This is a genomic window from Kineothrix sp. MSJ-39 (assembly GCF_018917935.1).
Classification (GTDB): domain Bacteria; phylum Bacillota; class Clostridia; order Lachnospirales; family Lachnospiraceae; genus CAG-194.
Genome location: NZ_JAHLPN010000001.1, coordinates 106,425 through 130,624 on the forward strand (window position 1 = coordinate 106,425; position 24,200 = coordinate 130,624).

Consider the following 24,200-nt stretch of genomic DNA (forward strand, 5'->3'; position numbering starts at 1 on the left):
TTTATAGGTACATCCCCGTCACACTGTCATCTTTTTCAAATCCCAGTTCTGTTAAAGCATTGTACGCTTTCTTGGCAATCGATTCATTTGCACCCCAGGAAATATTCAAAAGTCCGTGTCCACCGCCAAAACCAATGATAAAGGCATCCTGTGAGTTCTCTTCCTGCGTAAGCATAACGGTCAGTGAGACAGCACTTTCAACTCTGTAATAATACTCTTCAAAACAAATAAGAATTGCTTTTCCCCCGGCTTTTTGTACCCGGCAGATCTTGTGAATAGACATTTTGCGGATGAAATCATTCGCAAGCATGGCTAAAGTTGTATCCTCTTCGCTGCCAATTCGTTTCATTGTGATCACTTCTGACATTGTTTATTCCCCCTTTTGTGTTGCTGCATACATGATTTAGCGGTATTATATTGATTATAACATAGTTTTTCTATGTAAGGTACAGAAATCATATTGATTGACAATAAGAAAGGCGGGAAGAAAAGCTTTATGAATACAAAACAGGTATATAATCCTTTTTTGCCACTTAATGAATATATTCCGGACGGAGAACCCCATGTATTCGGTGACAGGGTATATCATTACGGATCTCATGACAAGGAAGGCGGCGATACCTTCTGTATGCTCGATTATGTCTGTTATTCCGCGCCGGTAGACGATCTGACGGACTGGCGGTATGAGGGAGTGATCTATCAGGCAAAACAGGATCCACGTTATCCGGCGCCGCAGTATATGTATGCTCCTGATGTGGTACAGGGCAATGACGGACGCTACTATCTGTATTACTGCATGGGCGGAGATTATGGACAGGGCGGTTATCAGGGACCTGTCAGTGTGGCTGTCTGTGATACGCCGGCTGGAAAGTATGAATATCTGGGCGTTGTGAAAAATCCGGATGGCAGTCCGATGCTGAAATATATCTGTTTTGATCCGGCAGTACTGAACGATGACGGAACGATCCGGCTTTATTACGGAACACAGTATGACTTTGAGGAACGCGACGATTTTTTGACAAATGATTTTTACCTGCAGGATGAGATAGAAATGTTCGGACGGAGCCGGGAAGAAATTCTAAGCTATCCTGACAGTATCATGGGACCGGTCATGGCAGTTCTTTCCGATGATATGCTGACGGTAAAAGAAGAAGCAAAGCATATTATTCCATATCGGGTAAAAGGCACAAGCTTTGAAGCACATCCGTTTTTTGAAGGTTCATCCATGCGTAAGGTCGGTAAGAAATATTATTTTATCTATTCTTCCTGGCAGAATCATGAGCTTTGTTATGCAACGAGCGATCAGCCTGACCGCGACTTTGTTTTCGGCGGAACGATCGTATCCAACGGCGATATCGGTTATCGGGGCAGAGATGCGCAGCATAAGCTGAATATGACCGGAACCACACATGGCAGTATCATAGAAATTAACGGGCAGTGGTATGTTTTTTACCACAGGCTTACACATAAGTCCGATTACAGCAGACAGGCGTGTGCAGAGAAAATCCGCATTCTGGAAGACGGCAGTATTCCACAGGCGGAAATCACAAGCTGTGGCTTAAATGACGGACCGTTGTCTGCGGAAGGTACTTATCCGGCCGTGATCGCCTGCAATCTGACAAATGGGCATATGCCACATGGCTCCAACAGTGTGTTTCAGATCCCGTTCCCGAATGTCACGCATAAAGAGCAGGAGCGATTTATTGCGGAAATAGAAGATCAGACACTGATCGGCTACAAATATTTTGACTGCAGAAATGTAAAGATATTTGGTATCACATATCGGATGGAAACAGAGAAAAATCGGGTGATCTTTGACGGCAGGTATCGTACGGATGTCCGCAGTCAGGATGACGAGAATTTTGCGAACACTTATGCTGAAAAAGATGTTTTGACCAAAGCAGTCAAACCAAAACAGTCAACAGAAAATACGCCGCGATTCAGGATATGTATTGATACAGCGGAAAATGAAATAGGAACGCTTTTACTGGATGAAAAGGTGGAAGACTGGAAAAATGTAACTGTACAGATAGAAATACCGGATGGTGTTCATGCTTTATATCTTGTTTACGTAGGACAAGCTAAAGTACAGTTAAAAGAGATCCATTTCTAAGAAATGTTATTGTAATATGAATGAGGGAGGATGCAATGAAGAAACGAATTCTGCAGATTATGAGCTGGCTTTTATTGTTTACAGCAGTTGTTGTAACACCGGTTATGGCACAGAAGCCATCTATTTGTTCCAAAGAAGAGTGGGAGGTTTTGAAGCTGACCAATCAAAAAAGACTGAATCAGGGGTTAGAACCTTTATCCACGACGAAGAAGCTGCAGAAAGCTGCAGGTATCCGTGCGGCAGAAACAGAAAGCTATTTTTCGCATACGCGTCCGGACGGAACAACCTGTTTTTCTGTTTTAGCAGAGCAGGATATCTTTTACTGGAGTGCTGCCGAAAATATAGCAGCCGGGCAATCATCGGTAGAACAGGTCATAAACAGCTGGTGGAACAGCTCCGGCCATAAACGGAATATGTTAAATGCATCGATGACACATTTAGGTATCGGTTACAGTAAGAATACAAATGATTATTTCAGGCATTACTGGGTACAGCTTTTTGTGGGAGGCTGTCAGTTTGAATCTCTTTCCGTAAAGGGCGGTACAGCTCTCAGTATCAAAAAAGGCAGCACCATATCCGATCTGGATTTGTATCTGGTTGCAGACTGCAAACGGCATGGGAACAGCTATGTTCCGATCAGTGATAAAATGTGCAGCGGATACAATAAAAATAAGACCGGAAAACAGACTGTAACGGTATCTTATCAAAAGCTGACGACAACCTTTACAGTGACTGTTACCGGAACAGGTGAAACAGCATCTGATCAGAATACACAGAAAAAGGCAGTCTGCCTGAAATGGAAGAAAGCGGCAAATGCAGATGGATATGTGATTTATCGTGCAACATCCAAAAACGGAAAATATCAGAAAATAAAAACGGTCCAAAAGAGCAGGATCACAGAATATACCGATAAAAAAGTGAAGACCGGTAAAAAATATTATTATAAGGTAAAAAGCTTTCAGAAGAAAAACAATAAACTGAAAATCGGCAAAACTGTCAAGCTACGTTTTCAAAAATGGGTAAAATTGTAGTTAAGAATTATATATTATATACAAAAAGAAATTGTAATTGCATCTGGAATTTGTTATAATTTGACATATAAAAACAACAATGTATCAACTAGATAAGGAGGTTTTTCATATGAACACAATTATTACAATCGGACGTCAATTTGGATCTGCCGGACGTGAAATCGGCGAAAAGCTTGCAGATGAGCTGGAAATCAAATGTTATGACAAAGAGCTTTTAACAAGAGCGGCAAAGGAGAGCGGTTTCTGTGAGGAACTGATCCAGACACATGATGAGAGACCGACCAACAGTTTTTTATATAATCTGGTCATGGACACCTATTCCTTTGGGTATAATGCAGCAGGTCTTGTAGATATGCCGATCAGCCAGAAGGTATTTCTGGCACAGTTCGATGCGATCAAGAAGATCGCAGCAGAAGGTCCTTGTATTATCGTAGGTCGTTGTGCGGATTATGCACTGGCTGACAATCCAAACTGTATCAGCGTATTTATCCATGGTGATATGGATGTCAAGGTCAAACGTATTATGAAGAAATATGATCTGACAGAGTCCAAAGCCAAGGAAATGATCCTGAAAAAAGATAAACAGCGTCAGAGCTATTATAATTATTATTCATCCAAGAGATGGGGCTTCAGCGATTCCTACGACCTTTCCGTCAACAGCAGTATTTTAGGAATCGAAGGAACTGTGAACTTATTAAAACAGTTTATTCTGGATTTTGAGAATCGTGAGAAATAAGCCGACGGCAGAGAGATAACATCAGCAATAGAAGGAAACTGAAAAATGAAATTTCGTTTTGAAAAGAAATATTTATACTGGGGGATAACAGCCTTTCTGGTTATAGCAGCCTCTTTGATCTTTTATTACTTTTTATTCCATATGAATAATGTCAGGGCAGGTTTTCGGGCCTTTACCAAAACCTGTATGCCGATCATTGACGGACTGGTACTGGCATATCTGATGACGCCGCTTGTCAATCATATGGAAAGAGACTTCTTTATACCGGTGTGCAAAAAGCTGAATCTGAATACGGAAAGTGTAAAGGTAAAGAAGCGAATGCGCCTGCTGTCTGCACTGATCACAGTTATTTTTGTTTTTGTGCTGATCTATCTGCTGTGTGCATCCATTATCCCGCAGCTTATCATCAGTATCCAGAATATTGCACTGCAGCTTCCTGTATACGCGACAAATCTGCAGGACTGGATCCAGAAGCTTCTGGAAAACAATGAAGATCTGGCAGGTATTGTAACATCCCTGATCAACCAGTATTCCAATGAATTGGAAGGGTATTTGAACAGCAAGCTGGTTCCGCAGTTAAATGTAATCCTGACACAGTTTTCAAGCAGTATTTTCTCCAGTATGCTGGGAATGCTTGTGACGGCGTGGAATCTGCTGATCGGTCTGATCATTTCCGTATACTTACTGTTCAGCAAAGAAAGCTTTGCAGGACAGTCCAAGAAGATCATTTATGCAATCTGGGAAGAGGAGACAGCCAACAAACTGATTTCCGATATCCGCTTTGTCAATGCTACCTTTGGTGGTTATATCAATGGTAAACTGGTAGATTCTCTGATCATTGGATTGCTTTGCTTTATTGGTATGACGTTATTGCAATTACCGTATCCGGTTCTGATCAGTGTTATTGTTGGTGTTACAAATATCATTCCGTTTTTTGGACCGTATCTGGGAGCAATCCCGAGTATCATTCTGATCTTGATGGTGAATCCGAAACAGGCACTTTATTTTGCGATATTTATTCTTGTTTTACAGCAGTTTGATGGAAACTTCTTAGGACCGAAGATCCTTGGAAACAAAACCGGATTATCCAGCTTCTGGGTTATTTTCTCCATCACCTTATTTGGTGGCTATTGGGGTATTTTAGGTATGGCGATCGGCGTTCCGGTATTTGCGGTTATTTATGCAGGCATTAAATCGCTGGTGAATCGGCAGCTTGTAAAGCGTGGTTTTTCAACCAATACCAAGGATTATATGTTCTTGTCGGAAATTAAGGATAACCAGTTTGTAGAATTGCCGCCGCCCAAGCAAAAAGAACGCAAAAATAAAGACATCGAATTAAATTCAGAAGAAAACGTATCCGAATCAAAAAAATCTGAAGAAACAGATAATGAAAATAAAGAAAAATAAGAAAATAAGCTCTGTGTATGTGCAGAGCTTATTTCTTTGAAGAAAGTTCTTCCCAGCAGGCATCTACATAGCCTTTGGTCAGATCTAAATTGCAAATGTGTCTGCAGTCATAAATAAAACCTCCGTTGATGAAACTATGGCAGCTTGGCGCAGGAAAGAGTGTGTATTGAGACATATTGAACTATTCGCAAAAGAATAGTTTATCGAATAGTTGCGACTGGGAAGTGGCTCCCTCTGCATCTGCAGCTTGTAATCTGTTGGATCGTATCCGTTTTTTCTCAATGCAGAATTGTCTGCAGTCTGGCGTCGTTTCTGACGAAATCTTTTGCCATATCCCGATATTTTTGTTCATGTAAATAAGTATGTCTGTTTTTTAGTGTCGGTGCCAGATCAATGGCATCTAAGAAATCTTGTTTTTTCATATCAAGTGTTGCCACATAATCAAAGAATCCCGTATCATTTAAAACAGTTTCCACACGTACATAACGATGATCCTGTACCTTGCTCATAATATAGGTTGCAATACCAACCTGGACACCGTGAAGCTGTGGATGGTCAAGCAGCTTGTTCAGTGCATGGGAAATCAAATGTTCGCTACCGGATACAGGCGCGCTGCTTCCGGCAATTTCATTTGCAATTCCGCTCATGGCAAGGGAATCTACAAGTTCTTTTAAAAACAGATTTTCATGGATATCCTGATATGGGGTTCTCACAAAACTGTTGACCGCTTTTTTAGCGATCATCATGGCAAAATCATCCACTTTTGTAAAACCACATTTTTCTTCATACTGCCAGTCATAAATAGATGTGATCTTTGAGATCATATCTCCAATCCCGGAATAAATAAACTTCACAGGTGCGGTTTTGATGATCTGTGTGTCGACAACTATGCCGTAGGCGAGTCTTGCAGGAACAGATACTCTTCTCTCTTCTATTTTTAAGGAAGCACTGGAGCTTGCAAAACCATCACTGGATGTAGAGGTAGGAATGCTGATAAACGGTAATTTTTTCAAAAATCCCATGTATTTTGCTGCATCAATAACCTTACCGCCGCCAATACCGATCACCGCCTGTGCTTTTGGTGAAATGGAAAATGCCATCTGTGTAATATCATTTAAGGCAATGGTGTCGATTTCTTTATATTCGAGAACATCTACCTGTGCATCCTTTAAAGAATTCATTACTTTGGAGCCGAACATCTCGATCAGATCATTTCCAAAATATAAGACAACACGGCTGATGCCCTGATTTTGTAAAATAGAGCCAAGATCATCCAGTGCGTTGTCATAAACCTTTAAAAAAGATGGAATATGGATAGAATGTTGTACGTTCATGTAAAGTTACCTCCTGCTAATTCCTATGAAATTTCTTTTTTTATTTTGATATCAGTATTTCATATTATAGGAGTTTAAGCAAGCATAATTTATAGGTAAACAGGATTCAATTTATGTTATAATATCTGATGGGAGGATATTATGAAATTACAACGTTTATTAAGCCTGACAAGGCAGGCAATAGATACTTATGACATGATTGAGGAAGGTGACAAGATTGCGGTCGGGATATCCGGCGGTAAGGATTCGCTGACACTTTTATATGCCCTGCAGATGTTAAGCCGGTTTTACCCGAAGCATTTTGAGGTATACGCGGTAACGGTGGATCTGGGCTTTGAGAATCTGGATCTGACACAGATAAAGGCATTTTGTGAGAAACTGCAGGTACCTTATACGATCATTAAAACACAGATCGCTGAAATTGTGTTCCAGACGCGCAAGGAATCCAATCCGTGCTCACTATGTGCAAAGATGCGGAAAGGTGCTTTGAATGATGAAATGAAACGTTTAGGCTGCAATAAGGTGGCTTATGCGCATCATAAGGATGATGTCATTGATACGATGCTGCTTTCTCTCCTGTTTGAAGGAAAATTCACAACATTTTTACCGAAAACATATTTAGACCGTGTACAGTTGACCGTGATCCGGCCGCTTATTTATGTGGATGAAGCAGATGTGATCGGTTTTGTACATAAATACGATCTGCCGGTAGCCAAAAGTCCATGCCCTGTGGACGGAAGTACCAAAAGAGAGTATGCGGACCAGCTGTTAAAGCAACTGATCCGCGAAAACAAAGGGGTAAAGGAACGGTTGTTTTCTGCCATAGAAAACGGAAATATAGAAGGCTGGCAGAAAGGTATGTTTATGCAGAAATGATGATCTGTCCATCTTTTACACTTACTTTGACTTTATGATCTGTTACACCGATCGCAGACAAATCCTCTTTGGACAACTGTACGCGTCCGGCTCTGTCAAGTACCGCATAGGTATCATGGGAAAGTGCCTGTTCTGAAAGATCACCAACCTGCGATAATTCTTTTGCATAATCGATGCGGATATCCTCACTGCTTACCTTTCCGTCGCAGATACGCAGCACACGGTTTACCTTTTTGGCAAGATTCCGGTCATGTGTCACGATGCAGATGGTAAGCCCTTTTTCTTCATTCAGCTTACGGAATACGTCTAAAATATAGGCGGAAGTCCTTGTATCGACTGCGCCCGTAGGTTCATCCGCCAGAAGAAGTTTTGGACGGTTAGCCAGTGCTATCGCGATGGCAATTCGTTGCTGCTCCCCACCGGACAACTGATTCAACCGGGCATTTTTCTTGTGGCTCATGCCAACCAGATCTAACAGCTCAAGTGCATAATCCGAATCGGATACAGCCTGTTCTTCTGGTGTCCATAAAGCACGCTCTTCTTTCTTTAAAAAGCCCATTGGAAGCGCAACGTTTTGCAATGCGGTCAGATAAGGGAACAGGTTCCTGGCATTGTTCTGCCAGACAAATCCGACACAGGTTCTTTTATATTCCTGCAACTGTTTTTCCGTCATATTGAAAAGATCCCGGTCATCGACAAGCAATTTGCCGGCAGATGGCTTATCCAGTCCGCCAACCATATTTAAAAAGGTGGATTTACCGCTTCCGCTGTTTCCGATGACTGCGGTAAGCTCTCCTTTTTTGATCGTCAGATCAAGCCCCTGCAGTGCCATAACTTCCAGATCTTTTGTCTTATATATTTTTACAAGGTTTTCACACTGTATCATGTTTTCCGACAATTTGACCATCCTCCATTTCATAGCAGACATCACCGACATCAAATAACCCCGCATCATGCGTTGTCATAATAATGGAAACATCCTCTTTTTCAATCAATTCCTTAAATACCTTGATGACCTGTAATGCGGTCTGTGTATCGAGCTCTGCAGTAGGCTCATCTGCAAATATCAGCTTGGGTTTATGTGCAATGGCTCTTGCGATCGCAACACGCTGCTGTTCTCCACCGGACATTTCATAGGGCATATGATACATTCTGTCGCGCAGGCCAACCTTTGTCAGACATTCTTCAATCCGTTCTTTATAGTCGCCCTGATAGCCCGCCAGTCTGAGTGAAAATTCTACATTTTCATAAGCGTTCATAATGGGGATCAAAGCTACCGCCTGAAACACATAGCCGATCGTTGTCCTGCGGAACTGTTCCCGGATCGATTCATCCGTTACATTGATCTGTGTGCCCTCACAGGTGATCACGCCTTTGTCTGGGAGATCTAATGCACTCATCATATTCAGCATCGTTGTCTTTCCGGAACCGGAACGGCCGCGTAAGATTGTAAGACTCTTTCTGCCAATTTCCATCGATACGTGATTCAACGCATAAAATTCTTCTCCCGCCAGGTTTTTATATATTTTTTCAACATCCTTTGCCACTAATATAGGTTCCATATTATTCCTCCCCAAGCTTTAATGCCTGTGCAATCTGCATATGACCGATGATCCTTGAAATGATATACATACAAAGTGCAAATGCCAATACAAGGATCATGCCAAGCTGCAGCATATCCATGGAAGAAATTAAAATCTTAGCCGGTAAGGATTTTGCTGTCCCGGATGCATAGGTCACATCTATCAGCGGAATATAGAGCTTTGTTGCGATAAATCCTGTGAATGCGCCGCCTATCGCTGCAGGAAAGGTCGTAAATAATTGTTCCAGTAAAAGCATTTTTTTCAGTTCTTTTGTCGTAAGTCCCATTGCTCTGTAAACGCCAAAATTAAGTTCCCGTTCCTTCATGCCCATGATCTGGAAGATCAAAAAGCCAATAGAACAGATCAATAAGGATACCAAAAATCCGATCGTTAACAGTCCGTTCGTTTCCTGGAATACAGGATCATTTTTCATGCGGACAACGTCATTGTCTGCATCGACAAACTTTTCCAGGGAAATCGGCGTTGTTTCCAGAAAATCGTAAATATAAGCGTTATCTCCTGCATTTTTATACCATCTTTCATAAGGCTGTATCCCAATGACACTCGTGATCATATCGTAATTTGAAACGATCAGGTATTTATCCTGCAGTTGATAGCTGCCATCAGCCATCTGGACATAATCTTTATTGATAAAACCCGGAAAATAGTCAACAAATCCGACAATCACACCTTTTGCAAAGCCGGCATCTCGTCCGAGCACATCATAGATATCGTAGAGAATGCAGTCACCTTCCTGCAGACCAAACTGCTTCTGCATATTGGTAGAAACAAGAACCGCATATGGATCCGGTGCCATTTTATTCAGCTCGTTATACCAGTGGTTCTTTGTGACATCTGCCGGCATATAGGCTGTTTCTCCAAAGTCCTTTGTAGAAATACCAAGCAGCATTGTCTGCCCACGCTCCAAAGTAAGGGATGGTGTGGTCCGATTACCGTTTCCGGTAAAATCGGATGTTCCTTTCACAGTGATATCTTCCATACGATATATTTTTGCTTCTCCCTGTACAGAGTCTGCAAGCGGTTGATATTTTGTGGCATCAGGCTCTGTATAAACGATCGGCCCTGCAGTATCTCCTTTCGATAAAGCATATTTGATACCTGCAATATTACTGGAAAAGGTTTCCTTTATTATAATATCTGCGCCATCTTCATATCTTAGATTCTTCTCTTCATTGGCATTGATCGTCCGCGCTGTATTGGAATTGAAGATACCAAGTGCCACAGTCGCAACCAGAAAGATCATCAGGAAGCTCTGCTTATCCTTATTTCTGGTGCTCTGCAGAAAAGCAGCATATGCAGAAACGCTCCATTTCTTTCTTCCTGCCTTGTAAATAAGCGAGATGATAAAAGGGATTACTCTTGTCAGAAATAAACTGGCACTGAAGATAAATAAAGATGATCCCAGAAACAAGGTAGGTTCTACACTTTCTCCCATTCGGATCCGCTGTCTGATCTGTTCCAGCTGGTGGCTGAAATTATAGTAAACATATCCGGCGATCACAAATCCGATCACATCCAGATACATGCGTTTCCAGAACACTTTTTTCTTTTTATTTCTTCTCTTTTGCTCTACGATCGTTATTTTACATTTCGGAATGACAGGCAGTGTCATAACCAGAATACAGAACAGGAAAGCAAACAGCCACCAACCCCATACTCTGACGGTCAATGCGATCGGAAGACTCTTTCTCATGACAAATTCCATAAAGGAATTGGACAGACCGATCAGTTTTGCCAGCAGACAGGCATTGATCAGACCGATCACTGCAGCGGCGAAGGAAATAACAGCGGACTGCAGCAGGTAAATCCCTAATATCTGATAAGAATAAACACCTCTTGATTTCAATACTGCAATTTCATTCTGCTCCATAGAAAGCATTTTTGCCGAAACCATATAGATAAAAAGTAAAAGCAATAAAATTGTTGGAAGCTGTAAAATATACATCGTCGTTTCGACTTTATGACTGTCATGGATATACGTCTCAATGACGTCCAGGAAGGAAAAACTTAATGTATCGCTGCTGAGTTTCTTACATTGCTTATAGATTGCTCCGCTTTCCTCATATTTTAATTTTTCATAATCATATAAACGCCATGCTTTATAATCAATTCCTGCGTTTTCGCTATCTCCGAGCAGTGTGCAGATTTTATAGAAAACATCTTCTGATACAAAGCAGTATTTCGAGTAGCTGTCCGGCAAGTCACACCAGAATATATCTTCCGGGTCTTTTGCTTCAAAAACACCGGCAATTTCAAATGTAATACGTTCCTTTTTGCTGTTCACCAGCTTTTCAAAGGTCAGATGTTCCCCTAATACCAGCTTACTTTTCTGGAAGGCACTTTGGGAAACAAGTACTTTTATCGTATCTTCATCCTGATAAGATGCTGTCATGTTTTCGCCATCCACAAGCTTTATGTGATCTTCCATCCCCGGCAGATAAGTAAATCCCAGCTGAAACAGTTCGTGCGAAGAACTCTTTGTGTCAGAGGAATAGGTTTGTGGTGCGACGGAGCAGACACTGACATCTTTGACTATTTTTGCATCAATCTTTTCTAATTTCTTTTGCAGTTGTTTTTCTTTCTTTTCTACAATCGATGCAGGATCCTTTTTATAGTATTTCAGATTATCTGTATAAACTGCCTGCATTGGATATGATTCTGTTTCCAGACTGTTCGATTTGAGCCTGTCAGTCAGCATTTTTTGGAGTGCGCCATGCATATAAACAGGGCTTAAGGTCACGATCGATATAAATAAAATGCAGCCTGCAAATAAGCTTAGTACCATCCATTTTTTTTGCATTAGTTTTTCAAGCATAAAATGAAGCATATCTTATTCTCTCTCCCTTTCCAGTACAACGCAGTCTTCTGAAATGCCGTCCAGTACAACACTGACTCCTTCATGTGCTTTCGCAAGCGTTACATACTTTTTTGTTCTTTTTCCGTTCTCCAGGATATAGACATAATTGCCGTATTCATCTTCATATTTCATTTTTGCGGTGATCTGATAACAGTTTTTATATACCTTTGCGGTAGCAACAATATTGGAAATACTTCGATAGGCTGCTTCATCCAGCTCCTGATCCGGCATGATAAAGGTAATAAAGCCATCCGGGTTTAAGAGCCATGGTGGTGTGACATTCATAGCTTTGATAACCGTTCCGCTTACCGTTGCTTCTTTCCCGTTTACGACAGTCGTAAATTCTGCTTTTGCTCCAAATGGAATGGCATTTGCTTCATCATTGATGCAGAGTGTTGTCCGGCCATATGGTACAACTTCCACGATAGAATCAACGGGTGTTACGATTTTACCGATCTTTGTTTTATCAATATTGTATACATATCCATCGGAAGCAGCCCTGATCACTGCATTTTCTTCCTCTTTTTTCAGATTTGCAAGTTCTGTCTCTACATTCAGGCGTTCATATTTATATTTACTGTGTGTCAGCGCTTTCAATGTTTCGAAATAATCTGTCTGGGATTTTAAAACGCTTCTTTCCGCATCATCCGGTGATAAAGAAAGCATATTGCCGTTGGTCTGATTCTGCTGCTTATTGATCTGTGCGATCTCTTTTTCTTCATCCTGCGTCAGTGTCTTTAGCTTGTAGGTAAGCTTTGTGAGCTGTGATTTATGGGAATAAAGAGTCAGTTTTACAAGGACATCGCCCTTTTTTACATCCTGCATTTCTTTCACGCAGATTTCCGCAACTCTGGCTTTCTCCACATCCGGACTTGCCAGCTGGGAATAGGGATTACTTAAATACATTCCGCGGATTCTGTCTTTCCAGACAAAATCTGATTTTGTAAGCTGTACCTCATGGGAATCCTCTGTTTCAAAAAATACTTTTTTGGATAACAGGACATCGCCTTCGGAAACGCCCGATCTGATCTCTGTTTCATAAGATGTTTTCAGACCGGTTTCCACATATATTTTTTCTTCCTTTCCGTCGGTACATTTGATCACATAATATTTACCGTTTTCTCTGTAAAGGGTGTCATTTGGAGCAGCGCAGACATCCTTTGATACCTTTTCCTGAATATAGATGCTGATAAAGTCTCCGGTAGACAGGCTGTTCGCGAGTGCGGGAGGACAGGCAAATCGTACAGGCAGATCGATCAGATCACTGCCGGCTCCGGCCTGTTTTTTCACATTCCAGCTTTTTAGTGTGCTATCCTGCTTCACCTGTGTTAATGGGTATTCTTTGTCTCCGATTTTTGCGTATGCATAATAGGCACCTTTTAAATCTGATTCTGTAAGATCAGGGATCTGCAAATATTTCGTATCACTTTTTCCTACTATAACAAGTGGTGTATTGGCAGGAAGATAACGTGGATTGCTCGCATGATATTCTGTGTTAAAATAATAGGTAGATACAATAACGCCATCACATGGAGCTTTTAACTGAAAATTTTCTTTTTTCTCTTTCAGCTGTGCGAGCGTTTCCTGACAGCTTTTTCGCTCTGTCAGATAAAGCTGCGTATCCATATTCTGATTGATCACGCCCGATTCTTTCTGATGTATATAATCATTCAGATCTTCCTGTGTATATGCTTTTTGTTCTTTATATTGCTGCAGTTCTTCCTTTTTCTGCGACAGTATTTTTTCCTCATCTTTTATCGCTTTTTTATAAGCTGTAGCATCCGTTGAATTTTGGGAAATGCTCCGTTTCAACTGCTTTTGGCTGGTTTTCAGTTCCTCTTTATTTTGCCCGATGCTGTTTTGCAATGCATTTATATCATTCTGAATCTGCTCTATTTTTGTGGACGAAGCTGACTGTCCAACCTGATTGACATGAATATCTTTTTGACTGAGCTGATTATTTAAAGTATATATCTCATCAAGAGCAGTTAGTTTATTTGTATAAAGCTGTATCTGTTGGTCAAGATCCTCTGTTTCCATTTCCAGAAGGACATCTCCTTCTTTTACCGTATCTCCGATCTGTTTGAAATTGTTCTGCATAAGACCATCTACCTGGGAAGCCACACAAACAAGCTCCGGTGTTACATATGCATCATAAAATTTCTTTTCTCCCAGGCTTCCACGTCTGACAACTCCATATTCCTTTTGTGCGCTGACTGGTGTAACAAGCTCCGGCTGCGCCGTAGTATGACCGCAACCGGTCAGAAATAAAGACATGCAGCATATGAAAGCAGTTATTTTATTTAATCGCATATCAATTCTTCTCCTTCCTTTACACCATCTGTGATCACATAATATCCATTCAGATTTGGCCCTGTCTGCACCTGTTTGGCTTTTCTGGTACCATCTTTTTCATAATAAACGTAACTCGTTTCGCCGACATTTGTGACTGCCTGCTGATCTACATAACAGACATCAGTCAGCTCATGTGTGACATATGTGATCGTCCCGGATGTGATCACACCGGAATCAACGGAAGGAGTGTCCGGCACAAAAACAAGCTGATAAACGCCGCCGTCCTGATCAGCTGATTTTAATGTTACAAGGATCGATTGCTCCTCTGCGGCCATTTCATATTCTCCACCGATTTCAAGTCCCGCCATATCCGGTACAGAAGCCGTATATTCCATTTCCCCACCATTTAAGGAAATCATTTCCCTGCCTTCTTCTGAGGTCTGTGATAAATCGACATTTGTTACGCTTTTTACATAGCCATCCATATCTGCATAAATGGTCCGCTCATCGATCAGCACATTGTACTCTGCAATTTCCTGCTGGCAGACTTCAATCTCATTTTGCAGATCCGCAACAGCTCTTTCATACTCCGTCTTACTCATAGCATATTGGTCAAATAATCCTTTTTGCATGGAAAGCTGGATTTTGGCCTCTTCCAGGGCAAGTGATGCCTCCTGCTTTTGCATGAGCAGGTCTTCACAGTCTAATCTGGCTAATACCTGCCCCTTTTTCACCTGATCACCGGCGGTAACATAAAAGGCATCATATCCAATATCGGAAATCCGGAAACTTAAGGAGGATTTTTGCCCGGCTTTTGCTGAAAGCTTCATTGCCTTTTCCTCTTTCAGATCTCCACGCATGACTGTGGCGAAAATGGTTTCACTCTGTTTTTGTTTGTTCATGACAGGCATCTGATGATATACCTCAGCAGCCCCCCGGCCACTGCAGCCCGTAAAGGCGGCTGTCATACAGCCAAGTGTCAGGATCAGTGCCAGTTTTTTGTAATTTACTCTCATAAAACACCTTCTTATAAAAAAATAGAAATCTCTGCTTTCCATTAAGATAACAGAGATTTCTTTAATAAATCTTTAAAATATCAAGGAATTTTATGATTGTATATGAAAACTGATTTCAAATAGGGCACCACTATTGCATTTTGCCAGGGTCAGCTTCCCGTTCATGGATTCGATCAGCTGTCTTGCAATGGAAAGACCAAGTCCAAAATGCATTTTATCACTTCTGTCTTTGCTGCTTCGGTAAAACCGTTCAAATATGTGCGCAGCATCTTCCGCGCTTATACCTGCCCCATAATCACGAACCGCAAATATGACAGTTTTCTTATTTTTCAGAAGCTGAAGTAATATTCCATTCTCCGATTTCCCGTAAGCGATCGCATTACTGAGCAATATTTGCAAAACCTGCATAAGTCTGTCTTCGTCTACCAGAATTTCGCCATAATCAATATCCGCGATTTCAATGTTGAGATTCATGCCGGCATCCCGTACAAGCGGCTCCATTTTTTCATAACATTGAATCAGAATGGTATCCGGCTGCTTTTTGCTTAAATTGACCGAAAAGGAATTTGTGCTGCTGGATGCAACCAATAACAGATCCTGCACAAGTGTTGTCATTCTTTCGCATTCTTTTCCGATCACACTTCTGTATTTTTCGAGATGCTGCGGATCTACAATGCTGGCAGAATTGTTGGCCGTAATGACAGCTATCGGTGATTTCAGTTCATGGGAAGCAGCATGGAAAAATGCATTCTGCTCCTGCAGGTTATTTTTAATTGGCTGCATTGCCCTGCGTGACAGCATCTGACTGATCACATAGAGTATGATACAGCCAATAACAAATCCGATCAGCAGAATCAGGATATACAAAAGCACTGTTCGATACACAGCCGATAAATCCTTGCAAATATAACATTTTATCGTACCGTCAGCAGTAGCATGCTGGTAGGCAAAAAACGTCTTGCTTATCCGGTCATGTCTGTCATTTGGCAGTGTGATCGTCGTACTTTGCGTATAGGTTATTTCACCGTCAAGAAGTTTATCCCAAAGAGCCTGCCTTTGCGCCTGCCCTAAATACGTGCCCTGAAATAAAATGGGTGTATCATGATCCAGCACATATATGACATATTGGTTCTGTAATTCTTCTTTTCCTAAATAAGTATCATCAACCCACATTTCCTGCGAAATCTGTTCCAGATATCGATCTAAATTTGCTCTGAGTTCCGTTTTGGTATCGCGGATCAGGTTCTGATATAATAAAATACCGACCGCAAACAATACAATCAGCAAAAGGACAGCCGAAGCAAGCATATAGGATAATAAGAGTTTTGTCTGAATCTTTTTTAAACCACTTTCATTCATGTATTTTCCCCTATCAGCTTATATCCGACACCATGAACACTTTTTACCTGCAGGGAGCTGTTAACTGCTTTCAGTCTGCGTCTTACAAAATGGATATAAGTATCCACATTGGAACTTTCCACAAAATGAGATGCGCCCCACACATTTCCCATAATCTGATCTCTGGAAAGTGTCTGCCCGTAATTTCGGATCAGGTACTCCAGAAGATTGCACTCTTTCTTGCTCAGACTACAGCTCTGCCCGCCACAGTACAGCTTCAGTTCATTACAATCCAGACTGACATCCTCCGCATGTAAAACCGTAGCAGATTCCATTTTATGCGGCCGCCTCATAAGAGCTCTGATACGTGCCTTCAATTCTTCTACCGAATATGGTTTCGATAAATAATCATCCGCTCCCGCATCCAGTCCCTCTATTTTATCCGTAAGCTCCGATAAAGCAGTGACCAGAATAACCGGTGTTGTATTCCCGCTTTTCCGTAAGTCCGCCAAAATAGAAATACCATCTTTGCCGGGCAGCATCCGATCCAGTAATATCAGATCGTAAATACCGTTTTCTATATAATAGGATGCATCTGCCCCGGTTAAACAGATGTCCGTTTCATACCCCTCGGCATGTAACTGGATACTGACCGCATCACAGAGCTGCTTATCATCTTCAATCATGAGTATACGCATATAACTTCACCTGCCTGTTCTGATTATCCTGTACAACCAAATAAAAATCATGTTCCTCTGTCACAGACAGATCGAGTAAGGTCTGATTTTCACCGTTAAAACCGGTATTTCCTGTATTGGAAACCAAAAGCTCCCAAAGCTCTCCGGTCGGCGAATAGCTCATGATGCCACAACTGTCCGCGATATAGATCCTGTCCTGTTGATCAAGACAGGCAGGGCTTGTCACATCTGTAATTCTTTCATTCGGGATGAAATTCATATGACTGTAGTCATCCTGTCTGTCTATCTGATAGATCTTTCCTTTTGACAAATAATAAAAATAATCTCTGCCTGCAAGGAAATGACAAATGTTGTTATACTGATATACATTACATTCCCATGTGATCTGATCTACCGTGTCATTTTTTAAATATACATAGGAATGATCCTCTTCACTTTCCCATTCCATATCCGCATCCGGCTGTCGGTAAGAATAAGAATAGATTGCATTGGAAACTCTGGCAAATATTATATTATCCTCCACGCCGTAAATATCCAGAAAAGAACGATTCCGAAACTGCGGAGGACACATCAGTTGTTTGAATGTTTTTTCCTCCGGATATAAGCAATATAGCTTTGCAACTGCCTGACTCGGTCTTTTCCCTACCAGATATAATGTATCAGGGGTATAAATGACTGCATACGTAAGGGACTGTTCTTCGACTGATTTAGACATAGCTTCACGCCAGGAAACGAAAGAATCGTGAAAACGGCTCCGTATATTTTCCTCACCTTTTTTTCCGTGAATAAGCTGATAGCCGATTTCTTTTGATTTCACCATAAAATAGGGCTCTCCCTGATCCACAAAAAAGCCACAATATTCTGTACTCTTTCCATCCAGGGAAAGCAGCATATCTTCGCTGTAATATGGCGCATAAGCAGCATTCTGATTCTTTTCATCTGAGACTGCCTGCCCCAGGTCAGGCGTTTCATAGAACCGTTTCACAAGATATGTACAAAGAATACAAAGCAAGATGATTCCAATAAGCACGCCAAAGACAGCCATACGCTTTGCCGGATTCAATTTATGATTGGAAGAATGAAATTTCATGCAGTTTCCACGTTACCTTTCTTAACTCTTATAGTAGCATAAAGTATTTTATTGGCAATGTAAAGTATAACCCTGAATGGCTATGCACTTTACAAACTATTTTTCTCCGATTAAAATAGAAACAGAAAAAATAAAACATACGATGAAGGGAAAAATGAGCGAACACAGTTATCATGATCAAGTAAACAAAGAAAATATTGAAAAGATGCGGGCCGTCCTGCAGGAGCTTCCAAAGTTCTGCAAACAGTTTTTCCGTGGAATCGAAAATACGACTTCTACCCGGACCAGACTGGGCTACGCGCTGGATCTACGCATCTTTTTTGAATTTATCCAGCAGAATAACAATGCGATGAGAAGAACTCCGATCCAGGAGTATCCACTCAGCCTGCTCGATCAGCTTGGCAGGGAGGATATCGAAGAATATCTGGATTATCTGGAATTATATTATAAGGACGATAAAGAGTATCGCAATGATGAGCGCGGAAAATCCAGAAAGCTGGCTAGTCTACGCAGTATGTATCACTATTTTTATACAAGTGAACTGATTGAAAAAGACGTTGCTGCACTTGTCCCGATGCCTAAACTGCATGAAAAAGAAATTATCCGGTTAGATCCCGATGAAGTTGCTACCCTTTTAGAGCTGGTGGAAAACGGCGAGGAACTGACCGAAACAGAAAAGAAATATCATAAAGTCACAAAAACAAGGGATCTGGCACTTCTTACGCTTCTGCTTGGCACGGGGATCCGTGTTTCGGAATGTGTGGGACTGAATCTGAATGATGTGGATTTTAAAAACGGTGGAATCCGGATCGTGCGAAAAGGTGGTTATGAAGCGGTTGTATATTTTGGGGAAGAGGTAGAGGATGCACTTCTTGATTACTGGGAAGAACGGGCACATAAAACACCTGCACCGGGACATGAAGAAGCACTGTTTCTGTCTATGCAGAATAAGCGGATCAGCGTCCGTGCTGTGGAAAAGCTTGTTAAAAAATATGCATCGAAAGTAACCTCTCTAAAGAAGATCACGCCGCATAAGCTGCGCAGTACCTATGGCACGAACCTGTACCGCGAAACTGGTGATATCTATCTGGTGGCGGATGTACTCGGCCATAAGGATGTCAATACAACAAGGAAACATTATGCTGCCCAGCAGGAAGAGAACCGAAGGCGGGCAGCCAAAGCAGTAAAGCTCAGAGAGCCTTAACCGACAACTTATTTTATAAATTCATTGGAATAATATGGCACGATGATCCGGTCTCCGGCTTTGATCGTGTCATTTTTTAAGGAATTGATCGAACGCATTTCTTTCACACAGTCCTGAATAGCAGCGGCAGAACCATCTGTATAGGCTTCTGCGATCGTCCATAAGCTTTCGCCTTTGGCAATCTCTATGCTCTTATAATATTTATAAGTATGTGTCAAAGCTTCTTCCTTTGTGGTAGCCTGTGCACTGATCGCATTGATGGATACCGCAAGGAGAATCACCGCACAAAGCGTGAAAATGCTGTTTCTGATCAGACGCTTCATCTGCATGACCTGTTTGCGCCGCTGTGCTGCTCTTCTGCTAATGCTGCGTGCAGGTGCTGCCTTTGCAACATCCTCCTGCTGCATAAAATACATGATCTGAAGTTCTCTTCCTGTTGTTTCCATATTTGTTATCCTCCGATTTATCGAACATACGATACGAACACTCGTTCTTTTGATTGCATTATATCGAACAGACATTCTGTTGTCAAGCAAAAAATCGAACAAAAATTCGGAATATATGTTTGCTTTTGCACCTGTTATCTGTTATACTCAATTTAAACAGTAATGTCCGTGAACGATAACAGGGAGGATATAGAATATGGCAAACGGAAAGATCAGTAAGAAACAGTCGGAAATTCTGGAATATATAAAGGAACAGATTTTAGAGAAAGGATATCCGCCGGCTGTGCGTGAGATCTGTGAAGCAGTGCATCTGAAATCCACTTCTTCTGTACATGCGCATCTGGAAACGCTGGAGAAGAACGGTTATATCCGCCGTGATCCGACCAAGCCGCGTGCAATAGAGATCTGTGATGACAGCTTCCAGCTTGTCAGAAATGAAATGACAAGCATTCCGATCATCGGTACGGTTGCTGCAGGTCAGCCGATCCTTGCGACAGAGAATATTGAAGGATATTTTCCGGTTCCGGTCGATATGGTGCCAAATGCCGAGACTTTTATTTTAAAGGTAAAGGGCGACAGTATGATTAATGCAGGTATCTTCAGTGGGGATCAGATTTTTGTAGAGCGTACCAATGTAGCCAGAAACGGCGATATGGTTGTGGCTCTTGTAGATGACTCTGCAACGGTTAAGACTTTTTATAAGGAGCAGGGACATGTCCGTCTGCAGCCGGAGAATGACACAATGGATCCGATCATTGTAGATGATTGTGATATTCTTGGAAAGGTATTCGGTGTATTCCGGTTATATCGTTAAAATTACATTGTAAAAAAATCCCGGCAGTTCATAAACTGCCGGGATTCCTTTTATTCTGCACGCTTTAAATCATCTTCTGTGACTTCTTTTCCATCTCTCCAGATACGCTCCAGATCATAAAAATTTCTGCTTTCCTTATCAAAAACATGAATGATGATGTCTTTGAAATCAAGCAGGATCCAGTTCGCACTGTCATAGCCTTCGATCGGTCTTCTTTCATAGCCGAGTCTGCCTAAAAGTTCTTCCACATTGTCGGCAAGTGCCTGTACCTGATTGCGGTTTGTTCCGTTTGCAATGATAAAATAATCGGCTAATGGGGAAACTTCACTGATATCGATCACACGGATATCTTCTGCTTTTTTATCTTCCAGTGCATCGATTGCTGCAAGTGCCATCTTTTTTGATATACTATTCGTCATGGGTATCTCCTTTTTCTGTTTCGTTATCATGCTGCACACGTTCTTTATAATACGTGTATGTTTCCATTGTGATCTGATCGATCGTTGCGCCTTTTTTCTCTAAAAACGAAAGGGTGCTTTCCAAAATATGGAGCATACAGGCATCAAGATCTGTAAAAGCCAATTTTCTGGTTACTTCCATACCCGGCAGCTTTTTCCGGTTGATCTCAATGTAATCGGCAATATAAATAATCTGTTCCAGTGTTGTCATGGCAGGCTTGCCTGTTGTATGGTACAGGATCGCGGAAAGGATCTCCGGATCTTCTACCTGATACCGCTCCTTTGCAAGAAAACTGCCCAGTTTGGCATGCAGCAGATCGGGATTTTTCTGTTCTGCCGCATTGATTGCAAGCTTATATTTCTCGCATAAAGCCAGCTTCTTTTTATCTTCGATACATTTTGCATTATCATGCAGAAGCCCCGCCAGATAAGCTCTGTACGGATCTTCGTCAAAGCGCATTGCCATACAGGCTGCAGTATCAGCCACGGAAAGTGTATGGGTATATCGCTTTTTATCCAGTCTGTTCTTTAAATCTTTGCTGATCTTCTGAAATGTACTCATGTTTCTATCGTCCTTTGTCGTTGTTTGTTCTTCATACATTAATTTTCAGATGATGTTTCCTGCTGATATAAATGATTTTTCTGTATAAAACGTATGACCTGATCGGGCAGCATATAGCGGACGGATTTTCCCTCCTGGATCATCTGCCGGATCCTGGTAGAGGAGATATCCATTCTGTTTGCAGGCAGGATTCTGATATCTGCCTGATATTTGTCCGTTAAGTAGGCAATCTGCTTTTTGAGTCCTTCTTTGTCACAGTCGTCCCGCACTGCCACAAGAAGTGTGCAGTCTGCCATCAGACGATCCGGATGCTTCCATCGTTCAATTTCCAAAAGAGAATCCGCTCCCATGATAAAATAAAAATCCGTATCCGGCTGTTCTCTTTTGAGTTCTTCCACTGTTTCGTAGGAATAGGAATTTCCCTCCCGGTCGATCTCGATGGTAGACAATGCGAAATCAGGATTATCTTCGATCGCCATTCCGGTCATGGAAACACGTTTGTTTTTGGATAATACTTTTGTGGATTCCTTCAGCCATGGCGTTCCGCTCGGAACAAACAAGATCTCATCCAGTGAAAAAGTATCCAGTGCATTCTGGGCAAGCATCAGATGTCCGTAATGGATCGGATCAAATGTTCCACCCATAATACCAACTTTTTTATTTTGGCAGCTCAATTTTTTTATGCTCCTTTGATTCTTTGTACAGAACGATCTTCTTACCGATCACCTGTACGACCTGTGCATGTGTTCGTTCCGCAAGCATATGTGCGATCTCGTTCGGATCATCCATACAGTTTTTCAGAACGGTGATCTTGATCAGCTCTTTTTTGTTAAAGGCTTCTCCGATTGCTTCCGTTACTTCCGGTGTCAGACTTGATTTTCCAATCTGGAAGATCGCTTCCAGATTCATGGCAAGTCCTTTTAAATATGCTCTTTGTTTGCTTGTCATCTGTAGCTCCTCATTATTTATAATAGTCAAAAGAAAGTCCGTACATACGAACTGTGTCACCTTCCTGGATGCCAAGATCTTCCAGTTGTTTTAAAATACCGTTTGTCTTCATGAAATTCTGGAAGAACTGGAAGCCTTTTTCAGACTCCAGATTTGTATAGCCCAGCATCTTTTCAATCTTCGGTCCTTCTACCACGTATTCGTCTTCTGCTGCGTCGTAGGTTACGGTAAACGGATCATCGTCATACGCCTGTTCTTCTTCCGGGAAGTATTCCTGTTCAAATACAAACGGCTTATGTTCAAAATCCTTAAGCAGTCCGGAAACCGCCTGCAGAAGTGTATCCACATTTTTACCGCTGACAGCAGAAATCGGAATCACCTGAATGCCCTTTGGCTCAAATTCCTGTTTCAGCTTTGTGATCACTTCATTTTCATCCCCGTAGATCGCATCGATCTTATTGGCTGCGATGATCTGCGGCTTCTGGGCGATCTCTGCATTATAAGCAGAAAGCTCTTTGTTGATCGCATAAATATCTGCGATCGGATCACGTCCTTCTGTGGAAGCTGCATCTACCATGTGAATGATCACTTTTGTACGTTCGATATGACGCAGGAATTCATGACCAAGGCCGACGCCTTCCGATGCCCCTTCGATCAGTCCCGGAATATCTGCGATCACAAAACCGTCTGCACCATCATGCAGATCCACAACGCCGAGATTCGGATTCAGCGTCGTAAAATGATAGTTGGCGATCTTCGGGCGCGCATTGGTAACACGGGAAAGCAGGGTAGATTTTCCGACATTCGGGAAACCGACGAGTCCCACATCTGCGATCACCTTCAGCTCCAGAAACAGGTTCAGCTCTCTTGCCGGCTGACCGGGCTGTGCGTATTTCGGTGCCTGCATGGTGGAGGTGGCATAATGCTGGTTGCCATTTCCGCCTTTTCCACCCTTTAAGATCATATATTTTCTATTATCACCGGACATATCCGCAATGACTTTGCCGGTGGATTCTTCTTTGATAACGGTTCCTTCCGGAACTTTTAAAACAATATCTGCACCGTTTTTACCGCGGCAGTTTTTCTTACCGCCTTCTTCACCGTTCTGGGCACAGAATTTGTGTTTGTGTCTGTAATCAGTCAGTGTATTTAAGCCTTCATCCACTTCGAAATATACACTGCCGCCATCACCGCCGTCGCCGCCATCCGGGCCGCCGTCCGGCACATATTTTTCACGGCGGAAGCTGACATGTCCGTCTCCGCCTTTTCCACTTCTGATATAAATTTTTGCTCTGTCTGCAAACATATAGTATTCTCCATAAGTGATATAGAACCATGATTCCATATCCAACTACAAAGAGCCTCAAACTGAC

Annotated in this window: 23 protein-coding genes; 7 read left to right on the forward strand and 16 right to left on the reverse strand. The window is 41.9% G+C overall.

The features are described from left to right. Position 1: 1 nt before the first annotated feature. On the reverse strand, positions 2 to 367 hold the full coding sequence (locus KQI22_RS00480; protein WP_216550126.1) for a DUF6054 family protein: 366 nt from the start codon (positions 365 to 367) through the stop codon (positions 2 to 4). A 129-nt stretch (positions 368 to 496) separates the two neighbouring features. On the opposite strand from KQI22_RS00480, the gene KQI22_RS00485 reads away from it, so the two are divergent. The 4 genes from KQI22_RS00485 (at position 497) to KQI22_RS00500 (ending at position 5,287) form a co-directional block, all read left to right on the forward strand. Continuing rightward, entirely contained in the window at positions 497 to 2,113 is a 1,617-nt protein-coding gene (locus KQI22_RS00485) for a family 43 glycosylhydrolase (protein WP_216550127.1), read from the forward strand. Between the two features lie 35 nt (positions 2,114 to 2,148). Continuing rightward, positions 2,149 to 3,144 carry a CAP domain-containing protein gene (locus tag KQI22_RS00490; RefSeq protein ID WP_216550128.1) on the forward strand — a complete coding sequence of 332 codons (996 nt, stop codon included), beginning with the start codon at positions 2,149 to 2,151 and terminating at the stop codon, positions 3,142 to 3,144. Between the two features lie 109 nt (positions 3,145 to 3,253). Beyond that, positions 3,254 to 3,880, forward strand: coding sequence for a cytidylate kinase-like family protein (locus tag KQI22_RS00495; RefSeq protein ID WP_216550129.1), 627 nt, complete (start codon positions 3,254 to 3,256; stop codon positions 3,878 to 3,880). Between the two features lie 45 nt (positions 3,881 to 3,925). Continuing rightward, positions 3,926 to 5,287 carry an AI-2E family transporter gene (locus KQI22_RS00500; RefSeq protein ID WP_216550130.1) on the forward strand — a complete coding sequence of 454 codons (1,362 nt, stop codon included), beginning with the start codon at positions 3,926 to 3,928 and terminating at the stop codon, positions 5,285 to 5,287. Between the two features lie 278 nt (positions 5,288 to 5,565). On the opposite strand, the gene KQI22_RS00505 is transcribed toward KQI22_RS00500, so the two are convergent. Next, positions 5,566 to 6,621, reverse strand: a complete 1,056-nt coding sequence (locus tag KQI22_RS00505; protein ID WP_216550131.1) for an iron-containing alcohol dehydrogenase family protein — start codon at positions 6,619 to 6,621, stop codon at positions 5,566 to 5,568. Between the two features lie 141 nt (positions 6,622 to 6,762). Between KQI22_RS00505 and KQI22_RS00510 the strand changes: the two genes are divergently transcribed. Beyond that, the gene (locus KQI22_RS00510; RefSeq protein ID WP_216550132.1) at positions 6,763 to 7,497 is read left to right on the forward strand and encodes a tRNA 2-thiocytidine biosynthesis TtcA family protein; all 735 of its coding nucleotides are present in this window, start codon (positions 6,763 to 6,765) and stop codon (positions 7,495 to 7,497) included. On the opposite strand, the gene KQI22_RS00515 is transcribed toward KQI22_RS00510, so the two are convergent. The 8 genes from KQI22_RS00515 to KQI22_RS00550 all read right to left on the reverse strand — a co-directional run bounded on the left by KQI22_RS00515 (position 7,484) and on the right by KQI22_RS00550 (position 18,395). Continuing rightward, complete coding sequence (locus KQI22_RS00515; RefSeq protein ID WP_216550133.1) at positions 7,484 to 8,383, reverse strand: ABC transporter ATP-binding protein; 900 nt, start codon at positions 8,381 to 8,383, stop codon at positions 7,484 to 7,486. The genes KQI22_RS00510 and KQI22_RS00515 overlap by 14 nt on opposite strands. Further along, positions 8,370 to 9,059: an ABC transporter ATP-binding protein gene (locus tag KQI22_RS00520; RefSeq protein ID WP_216550134.1), complete on the reverse strand. Its 690-nt coding sequence runs from the start codon at positions 9,057 to 9,059 to the stop codon at positions 8,370 to 8,372. Before KQI22_RS00520 ends, KQI22_RS00515 begins: the two co-directional genes overlap by 14 nt. 1 nt (position 9,060) lies before the next feature. Next, on the reverse strand, positions 9,061 to 11,901 hold the full coding sequence (locus KQI22_RS00525; protein ID WP_216550135.1) for an ABC transporter permease: 2,841 nt from the start codon (positions 11,899 to 11,901) through the stop codon (positions 9,061 to 9,063). Between the two features lie 30 nt (positions 11,902 to 11,931). Then, positions 11,932 to 14,271, reverse strand: a complete 2,340-nt coding sequence (locus KQI22_RS00530; RefSeq protein ID WP_216550136.1) for a hypothetical protein — start codon at positions 14,269 to 14,271, stop codon at positions 11,932 to 11,934. Further along, positions 14,262 to 15,269, reverse strand: coding sequence for an efflux RND transporter periplasmic adaptor subunit (locus tag KQI22_RS00535; RefSeq protein ID WP_216550137.1), 1,008 nt, complete (start codon positions 15,267 to 15,269; stop codon positions 14,262 to 14,264). The genes KQI22_RS00530 and KQI22_RS00535 overlap by 10 nt, the downstream gene beginning before the upstream one ends. Before the next feature lie 90 nt (positions 15,270 to 15,359). Continuing rightward, entirely contained in the window at positions 15,360 to 16,628 is a 1,269-nt protein-coding gene (locus KQI22_RS00540) for a sensor histidine kinase (protein ID WP_216550138.1), read from the reverse strand. Continuing rightward, positions 16,625 to 17,305 carry a response regulator transcription factor gene (locus KQI22_RS00545; RefSeq protein WP_216550139.1) on the reverse strand — a complete coding sequence of 227 codons (681 nt, stop codon included), beginning with the start codon at positions 17,303 to 17,305 and terminating at the stop codon, positions 16,625 to 16,627. Before KQI22_RS00545 ends, KQI22_RS00540 begins: the two co-directional genes overlap by 4 nt. Next, positions 17,286 to 18,395, reverse strand: coding sequence for a hypothetical protein (locus tag KQI22_RS00550; RefSeq protein WP_216550140.1), 1,110 nt, complete (start codon positions 18,393 to 18,395; stop codon positions 17,286 to 17,288). Before KQI22_RS00550 ends, KQI22_RS00545 begins: the two co-directional genes overlap by 20 nt. Positions 18,396 to 18,549: 154 nt before the next feature. Between KQI22_RS00550 and KQI22_RS00555 the strand changes: the two genes are divergently transcribed. Continuing rightward, positions 18,550 to 19,599 (forward strand): tyrosine-type recombinase/integrase, encoded by a 1,050-nt coding sequence (locus KQI22_RS00555; protein WP_216550141.1) that lies wholly within the window; start codon positions 18,550 to 18,552, stop codon positions 19,597 to 19,599. Positions 19,600 to 19,607: 8 nt separating this feature from the next. On the opposite strand, the gene KQI22_RS00560 is transcribed toward KQI22_RS00555, so the two are convergent. After that, positions 19,608 to 20,045 carry a LysM peptidoglycan-binding domain-containing protein gene (locus tag KQI22_RS00560; RefSeq protein WP_216550142.1) on the reverse strand — a complete coding sequence of 146 codons (438 nt, stop codon included), beginning with the start codon at positions 20,043 to 20,045 and terminating at the stop codon, positions 19,608 to 19,610. A gap of 196 nt (positions 20,046 to 20,241) precedes the next feature. Between KQI22_RS00560 and lexA the strand changes: the two genes are divergently transcribed. Further along, complete coding sequence (gene lexA / locus KQI22_RS00565) at positions 20,242 to 20,859, forward strand: transcriptional repressor LexA (protein ID WP_216550143.1); 618 nt, start codon at positions 20,242 to 20,244, stop codon at positions 20,857 to 20,859. A 50-nt stretch (positions 20,860 to 20,909) separates the two neighbouring features. Here lexA and rsfS read toward each other — a convergent pair whose 3' ends face one another. The 5 genes from rsfS to obgE are packed head-to-tail and all read right to left on the reverse strand — an operon-like array spanning position 20,910 to position 24,133. Next, positions 20,910 to 21,278 carry a ribosome silencing factor gene (rsfS, locus tag KQI22_RS00570; protein ID WP_216550144.1) on the reverse strand — a complete coding sequence of 123 codons (369 nt, stop codon included), beginning with the start codon at positions 21,276 to 21,278 and terminating at the stop codon, positions 20,910 to 20,912. Next, on the reverse strand, positions 21,268 to 21,879 hold the full coding sequence (yqeK, locus tag KQI22_RS00575; protein WP_216550145.1) for a bis(5'-nucleosyl)-tetraphosphatase (symmetrical) YqeK: 612 nt from the start codon (positions 21,877 to 21,879) through the stop codon (positions 21,268 to 21,270). Before yqeK ends, rsfS begins: the two co-directional genes overlap by 11 nt. 38 nt (positions 21,880 to 21,917) lie before the next feature. Next, positions 21,918 to 22,553: a nicotinate-nucleotide adenylyltransferase gene (gene nadD / locus KQI22_RS00580; protein ID WP_253293447.1), complete on the reverse strand. Its 636-nt coding sequence runs from the start codon at positions 22,551 to 22,553 to the stop codon at positions 21,918 to 21,920. Further along, positions 22,537 to 22,827: a ribosome assembly RNA-binding protein YhbY gene (gene yhbY, locus KQI22_RS00585; protein WP_216550146.1), complete on the reverse strand. Its 291-nt coding sequence runs from the start codon at positions 22,825 to 22,827 to the stop codon at positions 22,537 to 22,539. Before yhbY ends, nadD begins: the two co-directional genes overlap by 17 nt. A gap of 13 nt (positions 22,828 to 22,840) precedes the next feature. Next, positions 22,841 to 24,133: a GTPase ObgE gene (obgE, locus tag KQI22_RS00590; RefSeq protein ID WP_216550348.1), complete on the reverse strand. Its 1,293-nt coding sequence runs from the start codon at positions 24,131 to 24,133 to the stop codon at positions 22,841 to 22,843. Positions 24,134 to 24,200: the final 67 nt, after the last annotated feature.